The organism is Pseudoalteromonas sp. NZS127, assembly GCF_015864805.1.
Lineage (GTDB): Bacteria > Pseudomonadota > Gammaproteobacteria > Enterobacterales > Alteromonadaceae > Pseudoalteromonas > Pseudoalteromonas nigrifaciens.
The window spans coordinates 86830-107318 of record NZ_JADYWN010000009.1; the positions used below are offsets into that span (position 1 = coordinate 86830).

Here is a 20489-nt window from a genome sequence, read left to right on the forward strand (position 1 = left end):
TTAGCTCAACGTTAAAAATAATAAGCAGGAAAGGTGCATTTAAAGGGGGGTTAATAACTACCCCATAAAATTTATGCACTGCAATCTAGGGTATAATTATTGTAAACCTCACTTTCCACCTAGGTTGTAAAGTGATTAAAAACAGGAGTTCTTGTGATATTTGAAACCTTGTCAGTTAAGCATTTAGCTATGTTATTGCAATTTGAATCAGAAAATAAAGCTTGGTTTGAATCAATACTGCCGCCGAGAGAAGATTACTTTTATCGCGATTTAGGCATTAAAATGCATATTTATGATGCCATTATAAACATGCAATTAGGCACGCATTATTCGGGTGTGCTTATTGTTAATGAGCAAATTGTTGCGCGCGCAAATTTAAAAGATATAACCGGGACAACAAACACTGCCGCAGTGGGTTATCGAGTTGCTAAAAATAGCATAGGTAAAGGCTACGCCAGCTTTTGCCTTAACGAATTAATTAGCATAGCCGCTCAGCATTATGCAGTTAACCAGTTAGAAGCCTTAGTACTAGATAATAACCCCGCCTCAAAAGCCGTACTATTAAAGTGTGGCTTTAAAGCGCAATCCCATAAAGACAACTACATGACAATAAACGGACTCACATTAGGCGTTAAACACTTTTTACGTGCGCCAATTTAATCTTTCTTAAACAAATGTAGTTATGTTTTCATAAGCTCAAATTTACTTAATTTATAGTTTTATTCTAGGTGAGCGAATACGCTCCATAGTTTGGGTTGCGCTTCGCATATAGCATTACGGCACTTTAATTTATCAGCATTTGGGCTTTTGATTATCTGGTGTACACTGGCAAAGTAACTTATTGATAAGGATATTGAATTGTCGCAGCCTAAAACTCTTCTAATTCCAGCTATGCGCTGGCTTTCTCTTTTATTGTGCGCAATAACCGCAGCCACAATAACTGTATTTTTAAGCAAAGTGGGCTTTGTACAAAAGGCGTACGCAAGCTGGGGTGCTATTTTAAATACCAATCCGGTTTTACATTACAGTAGCGCTTTTTTAGCGGGTATTGGCATAAAGCTGTTGCTTGATAAGTTTTATATATCGCACCCTAAACGCAGTATTGGGTTTAACTGGCGATACCCGCCGGTAACAATTGCTGTGTGGTTATCAATATCAGCCTTACTTATTTATCTTTTTGTGAATACAGCATATAGACCTTATTTTATTGACGATGATCTACTTTTTTCTAGTTTGAAGTATGTACACATCACTTTATTCTCATCTGCATTATTTGCTTTGTTTCAAGAACCTAAAGATAAAGCAAAAAAGTTGAATGGTAAGTCATGGTTTATCTTATTCACTGCTTTAGTAATACTCTTGCTTGCATCAGGTTTTTACCATACACCATGGCCGCTTATTACTACGTTCACTTTGCTTTACTGTCTTGCTGTTATTTTAAGGTTGCGAGCTAGCAGCGAGATAAAACAACCTCACAGCCAAAGTAGCTCTGTTGAAGCTAATACGGACGATGGCCTGAACGATTTAGATGATTTTAGAGAGTGGTTTAAAGATGACTCAATCATTAAAAATACAGAGGAATTAGAACCCGATTTACAAGTTTATGCAAAGCGTATCACCGATCGGCTACGAAGTGGCGGTGATGAAAATGAAGATGAGTTAAAGGGAGCTCAACATATTGCATTATGCGGACCTTACGGTTGTGGGAAAAGTAGTATCGTCGAAAGTGTTGTGAATGACTTAGCAAAAAGATCTGAAAAAGAGAGTATTTGGATACAGAGCGATATATCAACATGGGGCGCAGCCAGTGGCAGTGTTGCGCATGTGATACTGAGCCATATTATTGATGATATAAGCCAGCATATTGATATGTGCGCCTTTCGTGCCCTCCCTAAGCATTACACCGAAGCGTTAAAGTCAGGCGGTAGTTGGCTGCAATTTGCTTCAACGCTACTTGCAGGCCCTGTTGATACCTTGTTAAGCTTTAAAAAGCTTAACAAGGTACTGCAAGCAACCAACCATAAACTATTGATTACCTTGCAAGATGTTGATCGTGGTACGGGCGATGAGAACGAAAAACGTTTAAATGATATAGCTGCGTTGCTGGATAGATTGAAAAATCGAAATTTGAGTCACATCAATTTTATCGTCGCGATGGGGAATGAAAACGACGTTGCAGCCGAAGTGATTTCAAAAGCAACGGATTATAGAGAAGATATTTTTTCCACTGATTTGACTGAAAGGATATTTAATTACATTAAATTAAGTGTTGAAAGTGCAATTTCCCCCGATAAAAATACGGCTCAAAAAAGTTATTATATTTTTGGTAATAGTGGGCTACTTGAAAAGCGAGATGGTGATATTTTTACTCTAAGAGGAAATACACCTGAGTTCTCAAAAAATAACCAAGATATACGGCACTTGAACGAGGTTATTACCTCATTAAGAATAATGAAAAAAATATTACGCAGAGTTGACCAAGTGTGGCAACCTGAAAAGTTGATGGGCGAAGTTAACTTCATATCATTATTACAAACTATTAGCTTGAAAGAAGTAAATTATTCCGCATTTATTAAGATGAAAATAAGTAGGCCTAGAATAATTGAAGAACATAAAGGTGAAAGGATTAAACTACTCATTGGAGAAATGTCTCTAGATGAAAAGGGTAATAAAAATGGTAGTTTAGAGATTTTTTTTAAGCAGCTGTTTCGTACTTCGCCTCTGCTATACAGACATCAATTTCTTACACAAACTCCTATCGATACATCTGAAAAGGATGCTCTTTTAAATAATAAAGAAGAGATAAAATTAAATATGAACCGCTACACACAACAAAGTGTGGGATGCATGACTTGGAATATAGACTATTTAAATAGGATACTATTAGAACAAATACCTAACAATGGAGAGTTAAGTGATCAAGTTTTAATTGCTAAAATTATTGAATTGAGGGAGTCGCAAAATATAGTTGTATTCTTAAATGAATGGTTAACCCTCTCTGAAGAATATAGCCAAGGAATTGAACGTTTTTTTTTCATACCTCGCTGCTGCAAAGATAATACTAAAAGTTTAGTGCAATTTTTTGAGGCCGATGTTCCAAGTCGTTGCATTATGCAGTTTGCAGTAGCAGAAAGAAATATAAACGAAAATATAGATTTAGCTATCACTTGGCTTATAGCAATTAACTTAGACCTAGAAAACTTTTATGAAGTGATAAATAAATTATTGTATGTTAAAGATGGCAGAGCCAATTTTAATCGTCTTTTAAAATATCTAGGGTATACACATATAGTACCTGTTGAATCTAATGAGATATTAGATCAACTCAATTCTGATGATTTAGGAAGGCTAATATTAATTTACTTAAAGAAAAGTTATCAGAGTTATCGCATGGGAAAAAAGTTTTCTGATTATGAAAATTGCAGAAAACTCCATTCTTTCGGGGAACAGCTGTTAAACTTTAACATCGAAGCCCCCACAGATAGCGATGTAGCTCTTACGAATACAGCTGAGCTACCTGGCTATGAAGAATTAAATACAGGTTTAAGCCTGAGGATCATATTGTGAAAGCAAATTATGAACCATGGTCTATCACAAAGCTTAATAAATTATGGCTCTACATGTTGGGTTTCGTTGCACTCAACCCAACCTACGGTGTTTAAATAGTCATTGAGCTACTTGTGGCTTAAGCCCGCAGCTCGTTGCACTTTACTCTTCAATAGCTGAGACAATAAAATACGGATTTAAGTATTCATCTTTGGTGTTATAAATAAGCGGGCTGCCATCAAGTTTAGTCACTTTAGCACCGGCGATTGCGGCGATTGCATGGCCTGCGCCTGTATCCCACTCACAGGTTGGGCCTAAGCGCGGGTAAATATCGGCGCTGCCTTCGGCCACTAAACATAGTTTTAGTGAGCTGCCTTTTGAAACCATGGCTACCTCGTCAAAGCGTTTTACAAATTCGGCTAAATCAGGTGAGGGGTGTGAGCGGCTGCCAACGACGCGTATTAGCCCTGTGTTTGGCTTGGTAGTTACTTTTAGCTCTATCCGCTCATCGCCTTTGTCTTTAAATGCGCCTATGGCTTCGCTTGCTAAGTAAGATACGCCAAGGGCAGGGGCGTCTACTACAGCTAAAACCGGAATACCATTTTCGATAAGTGCGATATTTACGGTGAACTCACCATTTTTTTTAATAAACTCTTTAGTGCCATCGATAGGATCTACTAGCCAGTAACGTTTCCATGCTTTGCGAACTTCCCAGCTTATATCGGCGTTTTCTTCACTTAATATAGGAATGTCGGGAGTGAGCTGCTGTAGCCCTGCAACAATGATTTTATGAGCTGCTAAGTCGGCGTCGGTTACTGGGCTTTCATCGGCTTTGTATTCAACGTTAAAGTCCTTTTGATAAATTCCCATTATGGCGCTACCCGCTTTGCGGGCAAGGATCAGGGTTTCTTCTAGCAGTTCGGTTTGGTTCATTGGGGTTAACCTATATTATGTGCTGTTGTTTTAGATACGTTATCAGCTGAACAACCGATTGGTCTAGGGTGTTTTTACTGGTATCTAAAATTATTTCTGGATTGATGGGAATTTCGTAGCTTGAATCAATGCCGGTAAAGTGTTTAATTTCGCCTGCGCGGGCTTTTTTGTATAAGCCTTTAGGATCGCGGCTTTCGCACACATCGAGTGGGGTATCGATAAATACTTCGATAAATTCACCTTCATCTACTAGGCTGCGCACCATGTCGCGCTCTGCTCGAAAAGGCGATATAAACGCAGTAAGTACTAACAAGCCAGCGTCGGTCATTAGCTTTGCGGTTTCGCCTACGCGGCGAATGTTTTCAACTCGGTCTGCGTCGCTAAAGCCTAGGTCTTTACATAAACCGTGGCGTACGTTGTCGCCATCGAGCAGGTAAGTATGAATACCTTGTTGATTAAGCGCGGCTTCTAGCGCATTTGCTACAGTGCTTTTACCTGAGCCCGAAAATCCGGTAAACCATATAATAGCGCTCTGATGCTTTTTTTGCTCACTACGTTGTGCTTTAGTGGTTGCGTAGTTATGCCAAACTATATTTTCATCCATAGTGAGTTATCTCTTTATGCTGTGAACGCCGGTATTAAAACGGAAATACTAGCGGGATCAAGGTTAATACTGTTATTGAATAAATAATAGAAAGGGGCAAGCCCATCACTACATAATCTTTTAAACGATAGTTACCCGCGCTGTAAACCATCAGGTTAGTTTGATAACCAAACGGCGATATAAAACTTGCTGATGCGCCAAACGCAACCGCCATAATAAATGGTAGTGGGTCTACATTAAAGCCAACGGCAAGTGAATAGGCAACCGGAAACGACAAGGCTGCAGCGGCGTTATTGGTTATTAGTTCGGTAAATAATACCGTCATTAAAAATATTGCGATAAAGGCGCTATATGGGCCAAAGTCGCCAAGTACTACAAACATAGCCGCCGATATTTGCCCAGCAAGGCCTGTGCCTATCATTAGTTTTGCCAAGCCTATGGCGCTGCCAACTACGGCGAGCAACTCAATAGGAAAGCGACGCTTTACTTCGCTAAGCTTAATAGTACCGCAAAGCATTAAGCCAATCAGTAATACTAATAAGCCTTTAACTAGCGGCACTAAACCAATAATGCTTAAGCCCAGTACTGCTGCAAAGCTTAGCAGCACAATGTTTGACTGTTTAGGGGCGAGGTGGGTTTGTAAATCAAACCCCGATATATACACAAACTCACGTTTTAAATTAGGCAAATTGTAAAAGCTTTTACCCGGGGCGAGTATTAGTGAGTCGCCTGCTTGTAAACGCACTTGCCCTAAACCACCTTGCAGGCGATCGTGGCCGCGGCGAATAGCAATAACCGCCGCATGAAACTGCTCTCTAAAGCGGGCTTCTTTTACGGTTTTACCAATAAATTTTGAAGACTGACTTACAACAACCTCTACTAAGTGTTCTATGTCTTTTTGATGATTGTCGTGCACTACTTTTAAACCATCGAAACGCGTAAGTAAGGGGACTGATTTTATATCGCCCACAAAAAGTAATATGTCGTTTTGTTTAATTATTTGCTGTGGCGTGACCGCACAAATGCGTTGGTTATCGCGAATTATTTCGCCTAAAAATAAGTCTTTAAGTTCACGCAGGCCATTTTCTTCTACGGTGCGACCAATTAGCTTTGAACCGGCTTGTACTTTACCTTCAAGATAAAAAGGCACGACTTCTTGGTCGCTTTTACCGTTGTCGGGTAAGTATTTTAACATGACTAAAATAGTGATTAAGCCCACACTTAATGCACCTAAGCCCACTAAGGTAAAGTCAAAAAAGCCCAGTGGCGCCATGCCCGCATCTACGGCAAAACCATTTACTATTAAGTTGGTTGATGTGCCAATAAGAGTAATAGTGCCGCCTAAAATAGCGGTGTACGATAGTGGTAATAGTAACTTTGATGGCGAGTGATTGGGATTGTCTTTTATCGCGGTAATTAAGGAAGCAACCACGGCGGTGTTATTAGTAAACGAGGATAAAAACGCGGTCGAAAGCCCTAATTTAGTCACTGATTTAACTAAACTACCACTCGATAGCGATTGCGCTAATTTTTGAATAAGGGTGGTTTTTTCAATCGCAATTGACACTAATATCAATAGCACCAAAGTAATTAGCGACGGGTTAGTATAATTAACTAACATGCTTTCTAAATCTATTAGCCCTGCTAAGTAGCTGCTACCAATGGCTCCCACAAATAGCCATGCTGGATTAAGCCGAGTGCCAAAAAGGCACCCGACTAAAGTAAGCATAATGCCTGTTAAAATGAGCTGATCTACCATGCTTTATATCCTATAACAGGCTCAAAAAGTATTATAACTTTGATATATCAAGCGCTTGCCAATGTGGAAAGTGCTTGCGTACTAAGGTGTTAAATTCAACTTCAAAAGCACTAAAGTTACTTTGCTGCGCTTGGCTTTGCAGTACTTGCTCTATCATACCGGCTGCAATAGTTAAGTTAGATAAGCGATCGATAAGTATAAACGAGCCAGTTTCGTGATTACTGTGATACTCATCGGCCAAAATAGTTTCGCTAAGTTCTAGCGTTACAATGGCGATTTCGTTTAACTGTAGAGTGTCGCTGCTACCATGCTCTAGGGTATTTACATCGATAGTGTGATCAATCTTAGTAACTTGAGCAGAGGTGTTTTTGCTACCAAGTTTAAAGTTATAGCTTTTACCTAGCTGCAGCGGCGTTTCGTGCATCCACACTAATTTAGCTTGTAGCTGGTTGGTGACTATTGCCGTAGAACTTGCAGGTACAATGACATCGCCTCGGCTAATATCAATTTCGCTATTTAGCGTAACGGTAATTGCTTGGCCAGCTTGTGCGCTGTCTAGGTTGCCATCAAAGGTAACAATTTCTTTAATACTAGAGGTTTTGCCCGATGGAAGTACTTTTATTGCATCACCCACTTGTAACTTGCCAGAGGCTAGTGTGCCCTGAAAACCGCGAAAGTTTAAGTTAGGGCGCGCCACATACTGCACCGGTAAACGTGCTTCTAAGTCAGTGTCGATTTGCGCTGCTGGCGAGTCTTCTAATAACTCTAGCAATGGTTTGTCGGTGTAGTAAGGCGTATGTACAGAACGAGTAACTACGTTATCGCCTTTAAGCGCCGACATAGGTACAAATTTAATGTTACTTACATTAAGTTGCTCGGCAAATTTTAAGTAGTCGGCTTTAATTTTTTCATAAACAGTTTCGTCAAAATCAACGATATCCATTTTATTAATAGCCACAACAAATTGCTTAATACCAAGCGAGTCACAAATAAAGCTATGGCGCTTAGTTTGTACTTGTACGCCGTAACGCGCATCCACCAAAATAATAGCTACATCGCTGGTTGATGCACCCGTTACCATGTTGCGCGTGTATTGCTCGTGCCCTGGAGTGTCGGCAATAATAAACTTGCGCTTAGCGGTCGAAAAATAACGATACGCTACGTCAATGGTTATGCCTTGCTCGCGCTCAGCTTGTAGGCCATCTACAAGCAATGCTAAATCAAGGTCATCGCCTGCGTTACCTACTTTTTCGTTATCTTTATGCAGCGCTGCTAGCTGATCTTCATAAATTTGATGGCTGTCGTGCAGTAGGCGGCCAATGAGTGTTGATTTACCGTCATCTACGCTGCCACACGTAAGCATACGCAATAAACTTTTGTCTTGCTGGCGTGCTAGGTAGGCGTCTATGCCTATTTCTTTTACTTCGTTGTATGTGTCGTTATTTTGGCTAGACATTAAAAATACCCCTCACGTTTTTTCTTTTCCATTGAGCCTGCCGAGTCATGGTCAATAACCCGACCTTCACGTTCAGATGACGTAGATAGCAGCATTTCTTCAATAATTTCGGTTAATGAACTGGCCGTTGATTCCACTGCACCGGTAAGTGGGTAGCAGCCTAAAGTACGAAAACGTACCGACTTCATCATTGGCACTTCACCCTCGAAAAGTGGCATACGGTCATCGTCAACCATAATTAGGGTGCCGTCGCGATCAACCACTGGGCGCTCTTTGGCTAAATACAAAGGCACCATGTCGATGTTTTCTTGATAAATATATTGCCAAATATCCAACTCGGTCCAGTTAGACAGTGGGAATACACGAATACTTTCACCTGGATTTACTTGGCTGTTGTACGTATTCCAAAGCTCTGGGCGTTGGTTTTTAGGATCCCAGCGGTGGTGCTTATCGCGAAATGAATAAACACGTTCTTTAGCGCGTGACTTTTCTTCGTCGCGGCGTGCGCCACCAAAGGCGGCATCAAAGCCATATTTGTCGAGTGCTTGTTTTAAACCTTGAGTTTTCATTATATCGGTATGCTTACCAGAGCCATGTTCAAACGGGCTTATACCAATTTCCATACCTTCTGGGTTTTTATGCACTAGTAGCTCAAAGCCGTATTCTTTGGCAATACGGTCACGAAATTCAATCATTTCGCTAAACTTCCAATTAGTGTCTACGTGTAATAACGGAAACGGAATTTTTGCAGGGTAAAATGCTTTACGCGCTAAGTGCAAAAGTACCGACGAATCTTTACCAATTGAGTAAAGCATTACTGGGTTCTCAAACTCAGCGGCGACTTCGCGCATGATTTTGATACTTTCAGCTTCAAGCTGCTGAAGGTGAGTTAAAGCCATTGTTAGTCGTCCTACTAAAATAATTAAAAGTTAAAATCTAATAAATGTATAAAGCTTATGCCACATCGGTAAGTGGTTGCGCAAAACTGCTAGTTTGCGCTTTGGCACCAAACCAATGTAACTCTTGGTGCAAGGATGTTACTTCGCCAATAATAAGCAGCGCAGGAGAAACCACACTGTTACGCGTAATTAAATCGGCAAGCTCGCCCAATTCCCCAGTAATTACGCGTTGATTTTTACGGGTGCCGTTTTCAATAATGGCAACGGGTGTATTAGCGCTGCGGCCATGTTTTAAAAGCTCAGCTTGTATATGTGGCGACTTTATCACGCCCATATAAATAGCTAAGGTTTGATTTGGTTTAGCCAGCGATTGCCAATCGAGTTCTTGGCCGTCTTTTTTACAATGTCCGGTTACAAACTGAATCGCTTGTGCGTGGTCACGATGGGTAAGCGGAATACCCGCATAGGCACTGCATCCTGCGGCGGCAGTTATACCAGGTACAATTTGATAATTTACCTTGTTAGCCGCCAGTACTTGTACTTCTTCACCACCACGGCCATAAATAAACGGATCGCCACCTTTAATACGGCATACTTTTTTACCTTGCTTGGCTAAATCGACCAGCATTTGGTTAGTGTCTTGCTGCGCTACGCTGTGATCGCCTAAACGTTTGCCTACACAAATAAGGTCGGCATCGCGGCGCACTAGTTCCATAATTTCGTCAGATACTAAATAGTCATAAACCACTACATCGGCTTGTTGCATAAGTTGCAGTGCCTTAAGTGTCAGTAATTCAGGATCGCCAGGGCCTGCACCTACTACATAAACCTCGCCTTCGGGCTCGGCTTTAGCATTTAGCATTTGTTCTAACTGTTGCTCTGCGGCTTGGGTGTCGCCGGTTTGTACTTTACTAACAACCGATGAGTCGAATACGCCTTCCCAAAACTGGCGACGATCGGCAAAGTGCTTAAAGCGTTGTTTTACTTTGCTTCTAAAGCCACCTACAAGCGTTGCCAGCGGGCCAATATGTTGCGGTATTAGGGTTTCTAATTTTTCGCGTAGGCGGCGCGCTAATACCGGTGCAGTGCCTGCGCTTGAAATAGCAATAGTGATAGGGTTACGATCGACAATCGATGGAAATATAAAGGTGCACTTAGGCTGATCGTCAACTACATTAACAAAAATGTTATTCGCATTAGCCAGTTCAAACACTTGGCTATTTACATGCTCTAAATCTGTAGCAGCAATTACCAGCATCATATTTTTTAAATGTTGCTCGTTAAAGTAGTCGTGTATAAGCGTTACTTTATTGTCGCTAGCAAGCTCAATGAGCTGTTGGCAAAATTTGGGAGCGACTAAAGTAATACTGGCACGCGCTTTTAAAAGCGCGCTGCATTTACGCAACGCAACATCTCCACCGCCAACAACCAATACAGGTTTGTTGTCGAGTTTGGTAAAGATAGGTAAATACTGCACGTTAATCACACCCCTAAAATAAATGGCTCGTTTAGCCTAATAGCCACAATATAGCGCCACATACTAAGTAAAAAATAATTAAAACCCACTCGTTATAACTAAAAGTTATAACGAGTGGGTTTTTAAGGCCGAAATCTTAATTAGTAAGGCTTTGCGGTCGGTTGCATGTAAAACTAAGGGCTTAGAGTGTTTGGTTATGAGCTATAGCAAGTTTAGGTTACTATAATTATAGGTATTAAATCACGGTATAAATATGATGAGGTTACTATGATTAAACAACAAAAAGAGGCTGCTTTGGCTGTCGCCTTAATGGATTTAACCAGCCTAAATAGCGACGATAATAGTGCCGCTATTAATAAATTAGTAAACAGCATTAACCCTAAATTAGGCACGCCCGCTGCAGTATGTGTTTACAGTGATTTTGTAGCAGAAGCAAAAGTAGCCTTAGCAACCAGAGAGCTAAGCCATATAAAAGTAGCCACAGTAACTAACTTTCCAACGGGTGACGCGCCTTTAAATACCGTAATAAACGAAACACTAATTGCCATAGAGCGCGGCGCAGATGAAATTGATTTAGTTATTCCATATAAAGCATTAATAGCGGGTGATAAAAGCCGTGTGCTTGAGTATGTTACCGAGAGCAAAAAAGTCTGTGGGTCGCGCGCTCAACTTAAAGTGATTATAGAAAGCGGCGAGTTACAAACACCTGAGCTAATAGCATCAGCCACATTATTAGCTATTAAAGGCGGTGCCGACTTTGTAAAAACAAGTACCGGTAAGGTCGCTGTCAACGCTACGCTTGATGCGACAAAAATTATACTCAATACCATTAAAGAGTCGGGCAAGCTAGTTGGCTTTAAAGCGGCGGGAGGGGTTAAAACGCTTGCTGATGCGAGCGATTACTTAACCCTTGCAAGCACTATTATGGGTAATGACTACTTACAAGCAAATACCTTTAGATTTGGCGCATCAAGTTTATTAACTAATGTGTACGCGGTATTAAATGAAGCGTGATAGCGAACAAGAAAAACAACAGTTAGAGCACGATGCAGCGAGGTTGTTTTTACGTTGTTATGAGCAGCAATACGGTATTCATATGCGCCATATTTGGCATAATGAGCCCAATAAGCCCGACGTTAGCTGCTACAAAGGCGATCAGCAGCTTGATATTGAAGTTGCGCACTTATACGCCAGTGAAACCGAAGCAATGGCAGTGCTTGGCCGGCCACTGTCAATTCCAATGCAGCGGGCGTTGGCCGATATGGCGCAAGCACCGAGTGAGCAAAGGTTACGCCTAGCGTTAGAGAGGTTACTGGAGCAAAAAGCCACTAAGTCTTATCATTCAGCGCGAACTTGGTTATTAATTCGCAATGCCAGCACTATTTGGCATAAAGCTGACTTTGATGCTCAGCTTGAAAAGATCAGTGTGCCGCAAACGCATGCATTTGAGCAAATTTGGTTGTTATGCGATTTTTATCGTGGCGAGTTGGTACGTTTATTTTGATTTTTTTACGGTAACTCATTGCAGGAATGACTTTTTATTGCATAAATAAATATTAATTTAGCGAGTTAAGTGGTTAAATAATGCGGTGTGTAAATTAACGGTGAAGATTTTATCAGATGGCAATCTTTACTCTTGTGTTAATGAACTGCGTAAGTATAATAGGCATCCACTTTGCAGGGGCGTAGTTCCAATTGGTAGAACAGCGGTCTCCAAAACCGACGGTTGGGAGTTCGAATCTCTCCGCCCCTGCCAATATTACTCGCGATGCGGGTAAGTCTGGGGTTAAAAATCGGTTTAAATAAGTCTGTTTTTAAGTTTAGATTTTAATGGATTAACCCTACCATAGCGTAGGGTTGTTGTGTCTGTAGTTAAGGTAATAATATTATGAGCACGAATGTAGAAACGCCATCAAGTGCGATGGAGTCAGTAAAGTGGTTAGTAGCAATAGTGCTACTTGCAGGCGCAGTTGTTGGTAATCACATGTTTGCAGATCAGTCTGTATTGCTACGTGCGATTGGCGTTGTAGTTGCAATAGCAGCTGGTTTAGCAATTGCCTCGCAAACAGCTAAAGGACGTGCTTTCCTTACTTTTGCTAAAGAAGCAAGAATTGAAGTGCGCAAAGTAATTTGGCCAACGCGTCAAGAAACTATCCACACGACATTAATTGTAATGGTTGCAACAGCGATAATGGCACTTATCCTTTGGGGATTAGATGGCATTTTATTCCGCGCTGTAGGCTTTTTAACTGGATTGGAGATCTGATCCCATGTCGGATGAGAACAACGAAATAAAGCTACGTTGGTACGTAGTACAGGCTTTCTCAGGTTATGAGAAGCGTGTTGCACAAACTATTTTAGAACACATTAAAATCAAAGGCCTTGAAGAGAGCTTTGGTGAGGTATTAGTACCAACAGAAGAAGTGATTGAGATGCGCGCTGGTCAAAAGCGTAAATCTGAGCGTAAGTTCTTCCCTGGTTATGTACTAATTCAAATGGATATGAACGATAAAAGCTGGCATTTAGTTAATAGCACAGAACGTGTTATGGGCTTTATTGGTGGTACGTCTGATCGTCCTGCACCAATTAGTGCCAAAGAAGCTGAGCGTATTCTTAATCGTCTACAAGAAAATGCTGAAGCACCTAAACCTGCGACCTTATTTGAACCAGGTGAAGTTGTTCGTGTTACTGACGGTCCATTTGCTGACTTTAGCGGTGTTGTTGAAGAAGTTGACTATGAAAAGAGCCGCGTTAAAGTGTCGGTACTTATTTTTGGTCGTTCTACACCGGTTGAACTTGAATTTGGTCAAGTTGAACAAGATAAGTAATTGATTAAAAAAGTGATGCTAAATTTTTTATAAAATTTGGCACGAAGCTTGAAAAAGGCCGCTGATTAACTTATAATCAGCGGCCTTTTTGTATTTGGGTAAATTAATTTTACTCTGCAAAAAGTACGAAACAATTTTTTAAATTGGGGAGCCGTTAGAGTACGCGTCCTCGCGCGCACAAGGCTGAGACCCACTTAATGAGGTATTTATAATGGCTAAAAAAGTTGAAGCTCTAATCAAGCTACAAGTTGCCGCTGGTATGGCTAACCCTAGTCCACCAGTAGGTCCTGCACTAGGTCAACACGGTGTAAACATCATGGAATTCTGTAAAGCGTTTAACGCACGTACAGAATCTATCGAAAAAGGCGCTCCAGTTCCTGTAGTGATCTCTGTTTACGGTGACCGTTCTTTTACGTTCGACATGAAAACTCCACCTGCGGCATACTTGCTACTTAAAGCAGCTGGCGTTAAATCAGGCTCAGGCCGTCCTAACACTGAAAAAGTAGGCACAGTAACTCGTGCTCAACTTGAAGAGATTGTTGAGACTAAACGAGCTGACCTTACAGCTTCTGATTTAGAAGCTGCGGTTCGCACTATCGCAGGATCTGCTCGTGCGATGGGCTTGAGCGTAGAGGACTAAGAATATGGCTAAATTAACTAAACGTATGCGTACTATCCGCGAAAAAGTGGAAGTAACTAAAGATTACGAAATCAACGAAGCGATCGCGCTTTTAAAAGAGTTAGCGACAGCTAAATTCGTAGAAAGTGTTGACGTTGCTGTTAACCTTGGTATCGATGCTCGTAAATCTGATCAAAACGTTCGTGGTGCAACTGTACTACCTAACGGTACTGGTCGTGACGTTCGCGTTGCAGTATTCACACAAGGCGCTAACGCAGAAGCTGCGAAAGAAGCCGGTGCTGAATTAGTAGGTATGGAAGATCTTGCTGAGCTAGTTAAAAAAGGCGAGATGAACTTTGACGTTGTTGTTGCATCACCAGACGCTATGCGTGTTGTTGGTCAACTAGGTCAAATCTTAGGCCCACGTGGTCTAATGCCAAACCCTAAGACTGGTACAGTAACACCTAACGTTGCTGAAGCAGTTAAAAATGCAAAAGCGGGTCAAGTACGTTACCGTAATGACAAAAATGGCATCATCCATACTACTATTGGTAAGGTTGATTTCACTGCTGAGCATTTACAACAAAACCTTGAGTCATTAATTGTTGCGCTTAAGAAGGCTAAACCTTCTCAAGCTAAAGGTGTTTACTTGAAGAAAGTAACTATCTCTACAACAATGGGCGCAGGCGTTGCTGTTGACCAAAACACTTTAAGCACAACTGTAGCTTAATCGGTGTTTACATGGCGTGAAATTTGTACTATAATTTCGCGCCATTTTGTTGATTAATTCGTTTTTCAGCAAAGTAAAGAATTCGGGTTGAAGTCCATAATTTCGTTGCGCCTTAGGGTAAAGCGATAAATTGGACTTCCGTCCAAGACCGTAGGTGGCTTCGGCCTTAATATTCACCTACGTAGACGGTGTAGACCCCAGATAGATTTTTCCTAATCCTTCTGGCTCTCGCCGTAAAAAGCATCTCTATCTTGATTGATAGAGAAGAGTAGAACAGGGGACACCGAGTGTCGGTAACCCCATTAAACCAGGAGTAACACCCATGGCTTTAAATCTTCAAGGCAAACAAGCAATAGTTGCTGAAGTCAACGAAGCAGCCAATGGTGCTCTATCTGCAGTTGTTGCAGATTCTCGTGGTGTAACAGTTGGCGCAATCACTGCCCTTCGTAAAGAAGCTCGTGCAAATGGTGTTTGGATGAAAGTTGTCCGTAACACTTTAGCAAAACGTGCTCTTGAAGGAACACAGTTTGAGTGCCTTTCTGATTCATTTGTTGGTCCAAGCTTAATCGCTTTCTCATCAGAGCACCCAGGTGCTGCTGCGCGTATCTTTTCTGCTTTTGCAAAAAAGAACGAGAAATTTGAGCTTAAAACGGCCGCTTTTGAAGGAAATGTTGTTGATGCAGCAATGCTTGCTACATTACCTACATACGACGAAGCTGTTGCACGCTTAATGAGCGCTATGAAAGAAGCGTCTGCTGGTAAATTGTGTAAAACAATTGAAGCAGTACGTGTACAGAAAGAAGAGCAAGCTGCTTAATTTTAAGCTGTTTAATCCCTTTCGGTGTAAAATTTATTTGGACTTAAAGTCCGTTAATTATTAGGAAATTTGAAATGTCTGTATCTAAAGACCAAATCCTTGACGCAATTGCTGAAATGTCAGTAATGGACGTTGTTGCTCTTATCGAAGCAATGGAAGAAAAATTCGGCGTAACTGCTGCTGCTGGTATGGTAGCTGGTCCAGCTGCTGAAGCAGTTGAAGAAAAGACTGAATTTGATGTAATCCTTACTGGCGCTGGCGCTAACAAGGTTTCTGCAATCAAAGCAGTTCGTAGCGCAACTGGCCTAGGCCTTAAAGAAGCGAAAGCTCTTGTTGAAGCTGCACCAACACCTGTTAAAGAAGGTATCTCTAAGGAAGAAGCTGAAGCTCTTGCTAAAGACCTTACTGAAGCTGGCGCTGAAGTTGAGATCAAGTAATCTAGCTTTTGCTAGGTTCGTTGTCTGAGAAATCAGGCAAGGGCTGGTGATTATTTAATCACCGGCCTTTTTGCGCTATAGAGCGATGTATTCCTATAGCGCAAATAAAATCTGATTTTTTCTTTACTTTCAACGCTTTATAGTTTGCTAGTGTTAAAGTGGGACTAAATTAGAACAACAATCAAATGTTGTAAATCTTGGCATAGATGCCAGTTAAGTCTGTTCTTACAAGAACAGGTCGGGTCAAAGATCAGCAAGCTGAGGAACCCCATGGCTTACTCTTATTCTGAAAAGAAACGTATCCGTAAGGATTTTGGTAAACGTCCACAAGTTTTGGATATACCTTTCTTACTATCTACACAGTTAGAATCGTTTAAAAAATTCTTAGTGCCTGACGCTGATGGCGATCATGGTTTGGAAGCAGCCTTCCGTTCTGTGTTCCCAATTAAAAGCTACTCAGGAAATTCTGAGCTGCAATACGTAAGTTATCGTATTGGCGAGCCAGTTTTCGATGTAAAAGAATGTCAAATTCGCGGTGTGACTTATTCTGCTCCACTTCGCGTGAAATTGCGTCTTGTAGTTATGGACAAAGAAGCTCCAGGCACAGTTAAAGACATTAAAGAGCAAGAAGTTTACATGGGCGAAATTCCGCTCATGACCGATACCGGTACCTTTGTAATTAATGGTACAGAGCGTGTTATCGTTTCTCAGCTACACCGTAGCCCTGGTGTATTCTTTGATAACGACCGCGGTAAAACTCACTCATCGGGTAAAGTGTTATATAACGCACGTGTTATCCCATATCGTGGTTCATGGTTAGACTTTGAATTTGATGCAAAAGATAACTTATATGTACGTATTGACCGTCGTCGTAAATTACCGGCGTCTATTATCTTACGTGCACTTGAGTACTCGAGTGAAGACATTCTTGGTATTTTCTTCGACAACACTACGTTTGAAGTAACTGACGGTAAAGTTCTTATGGAACTGGTACCTTCACGTTTACGTGGTGAAACCGCCGCTTTTGATATTAAGAGCGAAGACGGTGAAGTGTTTGTTGAAAGTGGTCGTCGTGTTACGGCTCGCCATATCAAGAACATCGAGAAAAAAGGCATTAAGCAATTAGAAGTACCACATGAGTACATCATTGGTCGCGTATTAGCGAAAAACTATGTTGATGAGTCAACAGGTGAAGTTGTAGCTAATGCAAATGACGAGCTAACGCTTGAATTAATGGCTGAATTGGTTAAAGCCGGTCACACTAAAATTGATACGTTATATATCAATGAAGTGGACAGCGGTGCTTACATGTCAAATACATTGAACATTGACTCTTCAAGCAGCCGTTTAGAGGCATTAGTAGAAATTTATCGCATGATGCGCCCAGGCGAGCCACCGACGAAAGACGCGGCTGAAGCCTTATTCCAGAACTTGTTCTTCTCAGAAGAGCGCTATGACTTATCAACTGTAGGTCGTATGAAGTTCAATAGCCGTGTTGGTTACGATACCGATACAGGCCCAGGCACATTAAGCAAAGAAGACATCGTGTCTGTTATGAAAGTATTGATTGCTATTCGTAACGGTGTTGGCGATGTAGATGATATTGACCACTTAGGCAACCGTCGTATACGTAGTGTTGGCGAAATGGCTGAGAACCAATTCCGTGTAGGTTTAGTACGTGTAGAACGTGCTGTACGTGAGCGTTTAAGCTTAGGTGACCTAGATGCGATAATGCCACAAGATCTTATTAACGCTAAGCCTATTTCGGCAGCGGTTAAAGAGTTCTTCGGCTCGTCTCAGTTATCACAGTTTATGGACCAAAATAACCCGCTATCAGAAGTAACGCATAAGCGTCGTATTTCTGCATTAGGGCCGGGCGGTCTAACTCGTGAGCGCGCAGGCTTTGAAGTACGTGACGTTCACGTAACTCACTATGGTCGCGTATGTCCAATCGAGACTCCTGAGGGTCCAAACATCGGTCTAATTAACTCATTATCTACGTACGCACGTACTAATGATTATGGTTTCTTAGAAACACCTTACCGCAAAGTGGTAGACGGTGTTGTAACTGATGAAGTTGATTACCTATCAGCCATTGAAGAAGGTCAGTTTGTTATCGCACAGGCGAACTCAAACTTAACCGAAACCAATGAGTTTGTAGATGAACTTATTCCATGTCGTCACAAAGGTGAATCTACCTTTATGGGACGTATGGACCAGCAATATATGGATGTATCACCACAACAGGTGATCTCTGTAGCGGCAGCACTTATCCCGTTCCTAGAACACGATGATGCTAACCGTGCATTGATGGGTTCAAACATGCAACGTCAAGCAGTACCAACATTGAAAGCGGATAAGCCGTTAGTAGGTACTGGTATTGAGTTAACACTAGCGAAAGACTCTGGTGTTACTATCGTTGCAAAACGTGGTGGTGAAGTAATGTATTGTGACGCAAGTCGCATCGTTGTTAATGTACATGAAGAAGAACGCGTTCCAGGCGAAGCGGGCATCGACATTTACAACTTAACCAAATACACACGTTCTAACCAAAATACATGTATTAACCAAAAACCAACTTGTATGGTTGGCGAACCGGTTACTCGTGGCGATGTGTTAGCAGATGGTCCTTCGACTGACTTGGGCGACTTAGCTCTTGGTCAAAACTTGCGCGTGGCATTTATGCCATGGAATGGTTATAACTTCGAGGATTCAATCTTACTATCAGAGCGCGTAGTTGAAGAAGATCGTCTAACGACTATCCACATTCAAGAACTACAATGTATTGCCCGTGATACTAAATTAGGTTCTGAAGAGATCACTGCAGATATCCCGAATGTGGGCGAATCTGCGCTAGGCAAGCTTGATGAATCAGGCGTTGTTTATATTGGTGCTGAAGTTAAAAGCGGCGATATTCTAGTAGGTAAAGTGACTCCGAAAGGCGAAACGCAATTAACCCCTGAAGAGAAGCTACTACGAGCGATCTTCGGCGAAAAAGCGTCTGACGTTAAAGACAGCTCTTTACGTGTACCAAATTCTGTAACTGGTACTGTAATTGACGTGCAAGTTTTCACCCGTGATGGTGTTGAAAAAGATAAGCGTGCGTTAGAAGTTGAAGAAATGCAGCTTCGCGATGCGAAGAAAGACTTCAACGAAGAGTTCCGTATTCTAGAGGCTGGTGTATTAGACCGTGCGCGTAAGTTACTTATCGCAGCTGGCTTTGATGAAGACAAATTAGCGTTATTAAATGCTGAGAAGCTACTTACGCAAAGCCTTGCTGAAGAAGACAAGCAAGCTGAGCTTGAGCAATTAGCAGCCCAGTATGACGAGCTTAAAGCTGAATACGATAAGAAGTTTGAAAACAAACGTCGTAAAATCACTCAAGGCGATGACTTAGCACCTGGCGTACTTAAGATTGTTAAAGTATACCTAGCTGTTAAACGTTGTATCCAACCGGGTGATAAAATGGCGGGTCGTCATGGTAACAAAGGTGTTATCTCGACTATCGTACCAGTAGAAGATATGCCATACGATGATAAAGGTCGTACGGTAGATATCGTACTTAACCCACTGGGTGTACCATCACGTATGAACATCGGTCAGATCCTTGAAACACATATGGGTCTAGCTGCACGTGGTATTGGTGAACGCATTGAAGAAATGATGAAAGAGCAACGTGAGCTGCATGAGTTACGTGCCTTCATTAAACAAGCCTACGAAATTGGCGAGTCTCGTCAAGTAGTAGACATTGATAGCTTTACAGATGACGAAATTCGTCGTTTGGCTGAAAACTTAAAAGGTGGTTTACCAATAGCTACTCCAGCATTTGATGGCGCGAAAGAAAGCGAAATCAAAGACATGCTTGAGCTTGCGGGCTACCCAAGAAGTGGTCAGGTTACACTTTATGATGGCCGTACTGGCGATCAGTTCGAACGTCAAGTAACCGTAGGTTACATGTACATGCTGAAACTGAATCACTTAGTTGATGACAAAATGCATGCGCGTTCTACTGGTTCTTATAGCCTTGTTACTCAGCAGCCGCTGGGTGGTAAAGCACAGTTCGGTGGCCAGCGTTTTGGTGAGATGGAAGTATGGGCACTTGAAGCTTACGGTGCTGCTTACACTCTACAAGAAATGCTAACAGTGAAATCGGATGACGTGAACGGTCGTACTAAGATGTATAAAAACATCGTTGATGGTAACCATAAAATGGAACCAGGTATGCCAGAATCGTTTAACGTATTGTTAAAAGAAATCCGCTCACTGGGTATCAACATCGAGTTGGAAGAAAATTAAGCCAATTAGATGCTGCAGTTAACGCTGCAGCATCTGTTACGGCCGAATAGAATGTAGGGACGAGATTATCCGTCCTCAAGATTAACTC

At 41.6% G+C, this 20489-nt stretch carries 17 protein-coding genes and 1 tRNA gene; 12 read left to right on the top strand and 6 right to left on the bottom strand.

The features are described 5' to 3' along the window. Positions 1-153 precede the first annotated feature (153 nt). Positions 154-660, top strand: coding sequence for a GNAT family N-acetyltransferase (locus I6E78_RS10225; protein ID WP_197182417.1), 507 nt, complete (start codon positions 154-156; stop codon positions 658-660). A 198-nt stretch (positions 661-858) separates the two neighbouring features. Then, a complete protein-coding gene (locus I6E78_RS10230) occupies positions 859-3567 on the top strand; it encodes a P-loop NTPase fold protein (protein WP_197182418.1) in 2709 nt (902 codons plus the stop codon). A gap of 141 nt (positions 3568-3708) precedes the next feature. Here I6E78_RS10230 and cysQ read toward each other — a convergent pair whose 3' ends face one another. From cysQ to cysG, 6 genes are read right to left on the bottom strand one after another with little or no spacing between them, the layout of a single operon-like run. Beyond that, positions 3709-4479, bottom strand: a complete 771-nt coding sequence (gene cysQ, locus I6E78_RS10235) for a 3'(2'),5'-bisphosphate nucleotidase CysQ (protein ID WP_197182419.1) — start codon at positions 4477-4479, stop codon at positions 3709-3711. A gap of 10 nt (positions 4480-4489) precedes the next feature. Continuing rightward, complete coding sequence (gene cysC, locus I6E78_RS10240; RefSeq protein WP_197182420.1) at positions 4490-5083, bottom strand: adenylyl-sulfate kinase; 594 nt, start codon at positions 5081-5083, stop codon at positions 4490-4492. Positions 5084-5117: 34 nt separating this feature from the next. Continuing rightward, complete coding sequence (locus tag I6E78_RS10245; protein ID WP_197182421.1) at positions 5118-6842, bottom strand: SLC13 family permease; 1725 nt, start codon at positions 6840-6842, stop codon at positions 5118-5120. Positions 6843-6873: 31 nt separating this feature from the next. Further along, positions 6874-8298, bottom strand: coding sequence for a sulfate adenylyltransferase subunit CysN (gene cysN / locus I6E78_RS10250; protein ID WP_197182422.1), 1425 nt, complete (start codon positions 8296-8298; stop codon positions 6874-6876). Then, positions 8298-9197 carry a sulfate adenylyltransferase subunit CysD gene (cysD, locus tag I6E78_RS10255; RefSeq protein ID WP_197182423.1) on the bottom strand — a complete coding sequence of 300 codons (900 nt, stop codon included), beginning with the start codon at positions 9195-9197 and terminating at the stop codon, positions 8298-8300. The genes cysN and cysD overlap by 1 nt, the downstream gene beginning before the upstream one ends. Positions 9198-9252: 55 nt before the next feature. Then, a complete protein-coding gene (cysG, locus tag I6E78_RS10260; protein WP_197182424.1) occupies positions 9253-10674 on the bottom strand; it encodes a siroheme synthase CysG in 1422 nt (473 codons plus the stop codon). A 267-nt stretch (positions 10675-10941) separates the two neighbouring features. Between cysG and deoC the strand changes: the two genes are divergently transcribed. From deoC to rpoB, 10 genes are all read left to right on the top strand, one after another. Then, positions 10942-11688, top strand: coding sequence for a deoxyribose-phosphate aldolase (deoC, locus tag I6E78_RS10265; protein WP_197182425.1), 747 nt, complete (start codon positions 10942-10944; stop codon positions 11686-11688). Then, positions 11678-12178 carry a hypothetical protein gene (locus I6E78_RS10270; RefSeq protein WP_058372359.1) on the top strand — a complete coding sequence of 167 codons (501 nt, stop codon included), beginning with the start codon at positions 11678-11680 and terminating at the stop codon, positions 12176-12178. Before deoC ends, I6E78_RS10270 begins: the two co-directional genes overlap by 11 nt. 175 nt (positions 12179-12353) lie before the next feature. Next, a tRNA-Trp gene (locus tag I6E78_RS10275) sits at positions 12354-12430 on the top strand. Positions 12431-12562: 132 nt separating this feature from the next. Beyond that, positions 12563-12940: a preprotein translocase subunit SecE gene (gene secE, locus I6E78_RS10280; protein WP_058372360.1), complete on the top strand. Its 378-nt coding sequence runs from the start codon at positions 12563-12565 to the stop codon at positions 12938-12940. A gap of 4 nt (positions 12941-12944) precedes the next feature. After that, positions 12945-13502 carry a transcription termination/antitermination protein NusG gene (gene nusG / locus I6E78_RS10285; protein ID WP_011326935.1) on the top strand — a complete coding sequence of 186 codons (558 nt, stop codon included), beginning with the start codon at positions 12945-12947 and terminating at the stop codon, positions 13500-13502. A 211-nt stretch (positions 13503-13713) separates the two neighbouring features. Beyond that, a complete protein-coding gene (gene rplK / locus I6E78_RS10290; RefSeq protein ID WP_058372361.1) occupies positions 13714-14142 on the top strand; it encodes a 50S ribosomal protein L11 in 429 nt (142 codons plus the stop codon). A 4-nt stretch (positions 14143-14146) separates the two neighbouring features. Beyond that, the gene (gene rplA / locus I6E78_RS10295) at positions 14147-14851 is read left to right on the top strand and encodes a 50S ribosomal protein L1 (RefSeq protein ID WP_058372362.1); all 705 of its coding nucleotides are present in this window, start codon (positions 14147-14149) and stop codon (positions 14849-14851) included. A gap of 322 nt (positions 14852-15173) precedes the next feature. After that, entirely contained in the window at positions 15174-15668 is a 495-nt protein-coding gene (gene rplJ, locus I6E78_RS10300) for a 50S ribosomal protein L10 (RefSeq protein WP_011326938.1), read from the top strand. A gap of 74 nt (positions 15669-15742) precedes the next feature. Continuing rightward, positions 15743-16105 (top strand): 50S ribosomal protein L7/L12, encoded by a 363-nt coding sequence (gene rplL, locus I6E78_RS10305; RefSeq protein ID WP_058372363.1) that lies wholly within the window; start codon positions 15743-15745, stop codon positions 16103-16105. Between the two features lie 270 nt (positions 16106-16375). Continuing rightward, positions 16376-20401: a DNA-directed RNA polymerase subunit beta gene (rpoB, locus tag I6E78_RS10310; protein ID WP_058372364.1), complete on the top strand. Its 4026-nt coding sequence runs from the start codon at positions 16376-16378 to the stop codon at positions 20399-20401. Positions 20402-20489 lie beyond the last annotated feature (88 nt).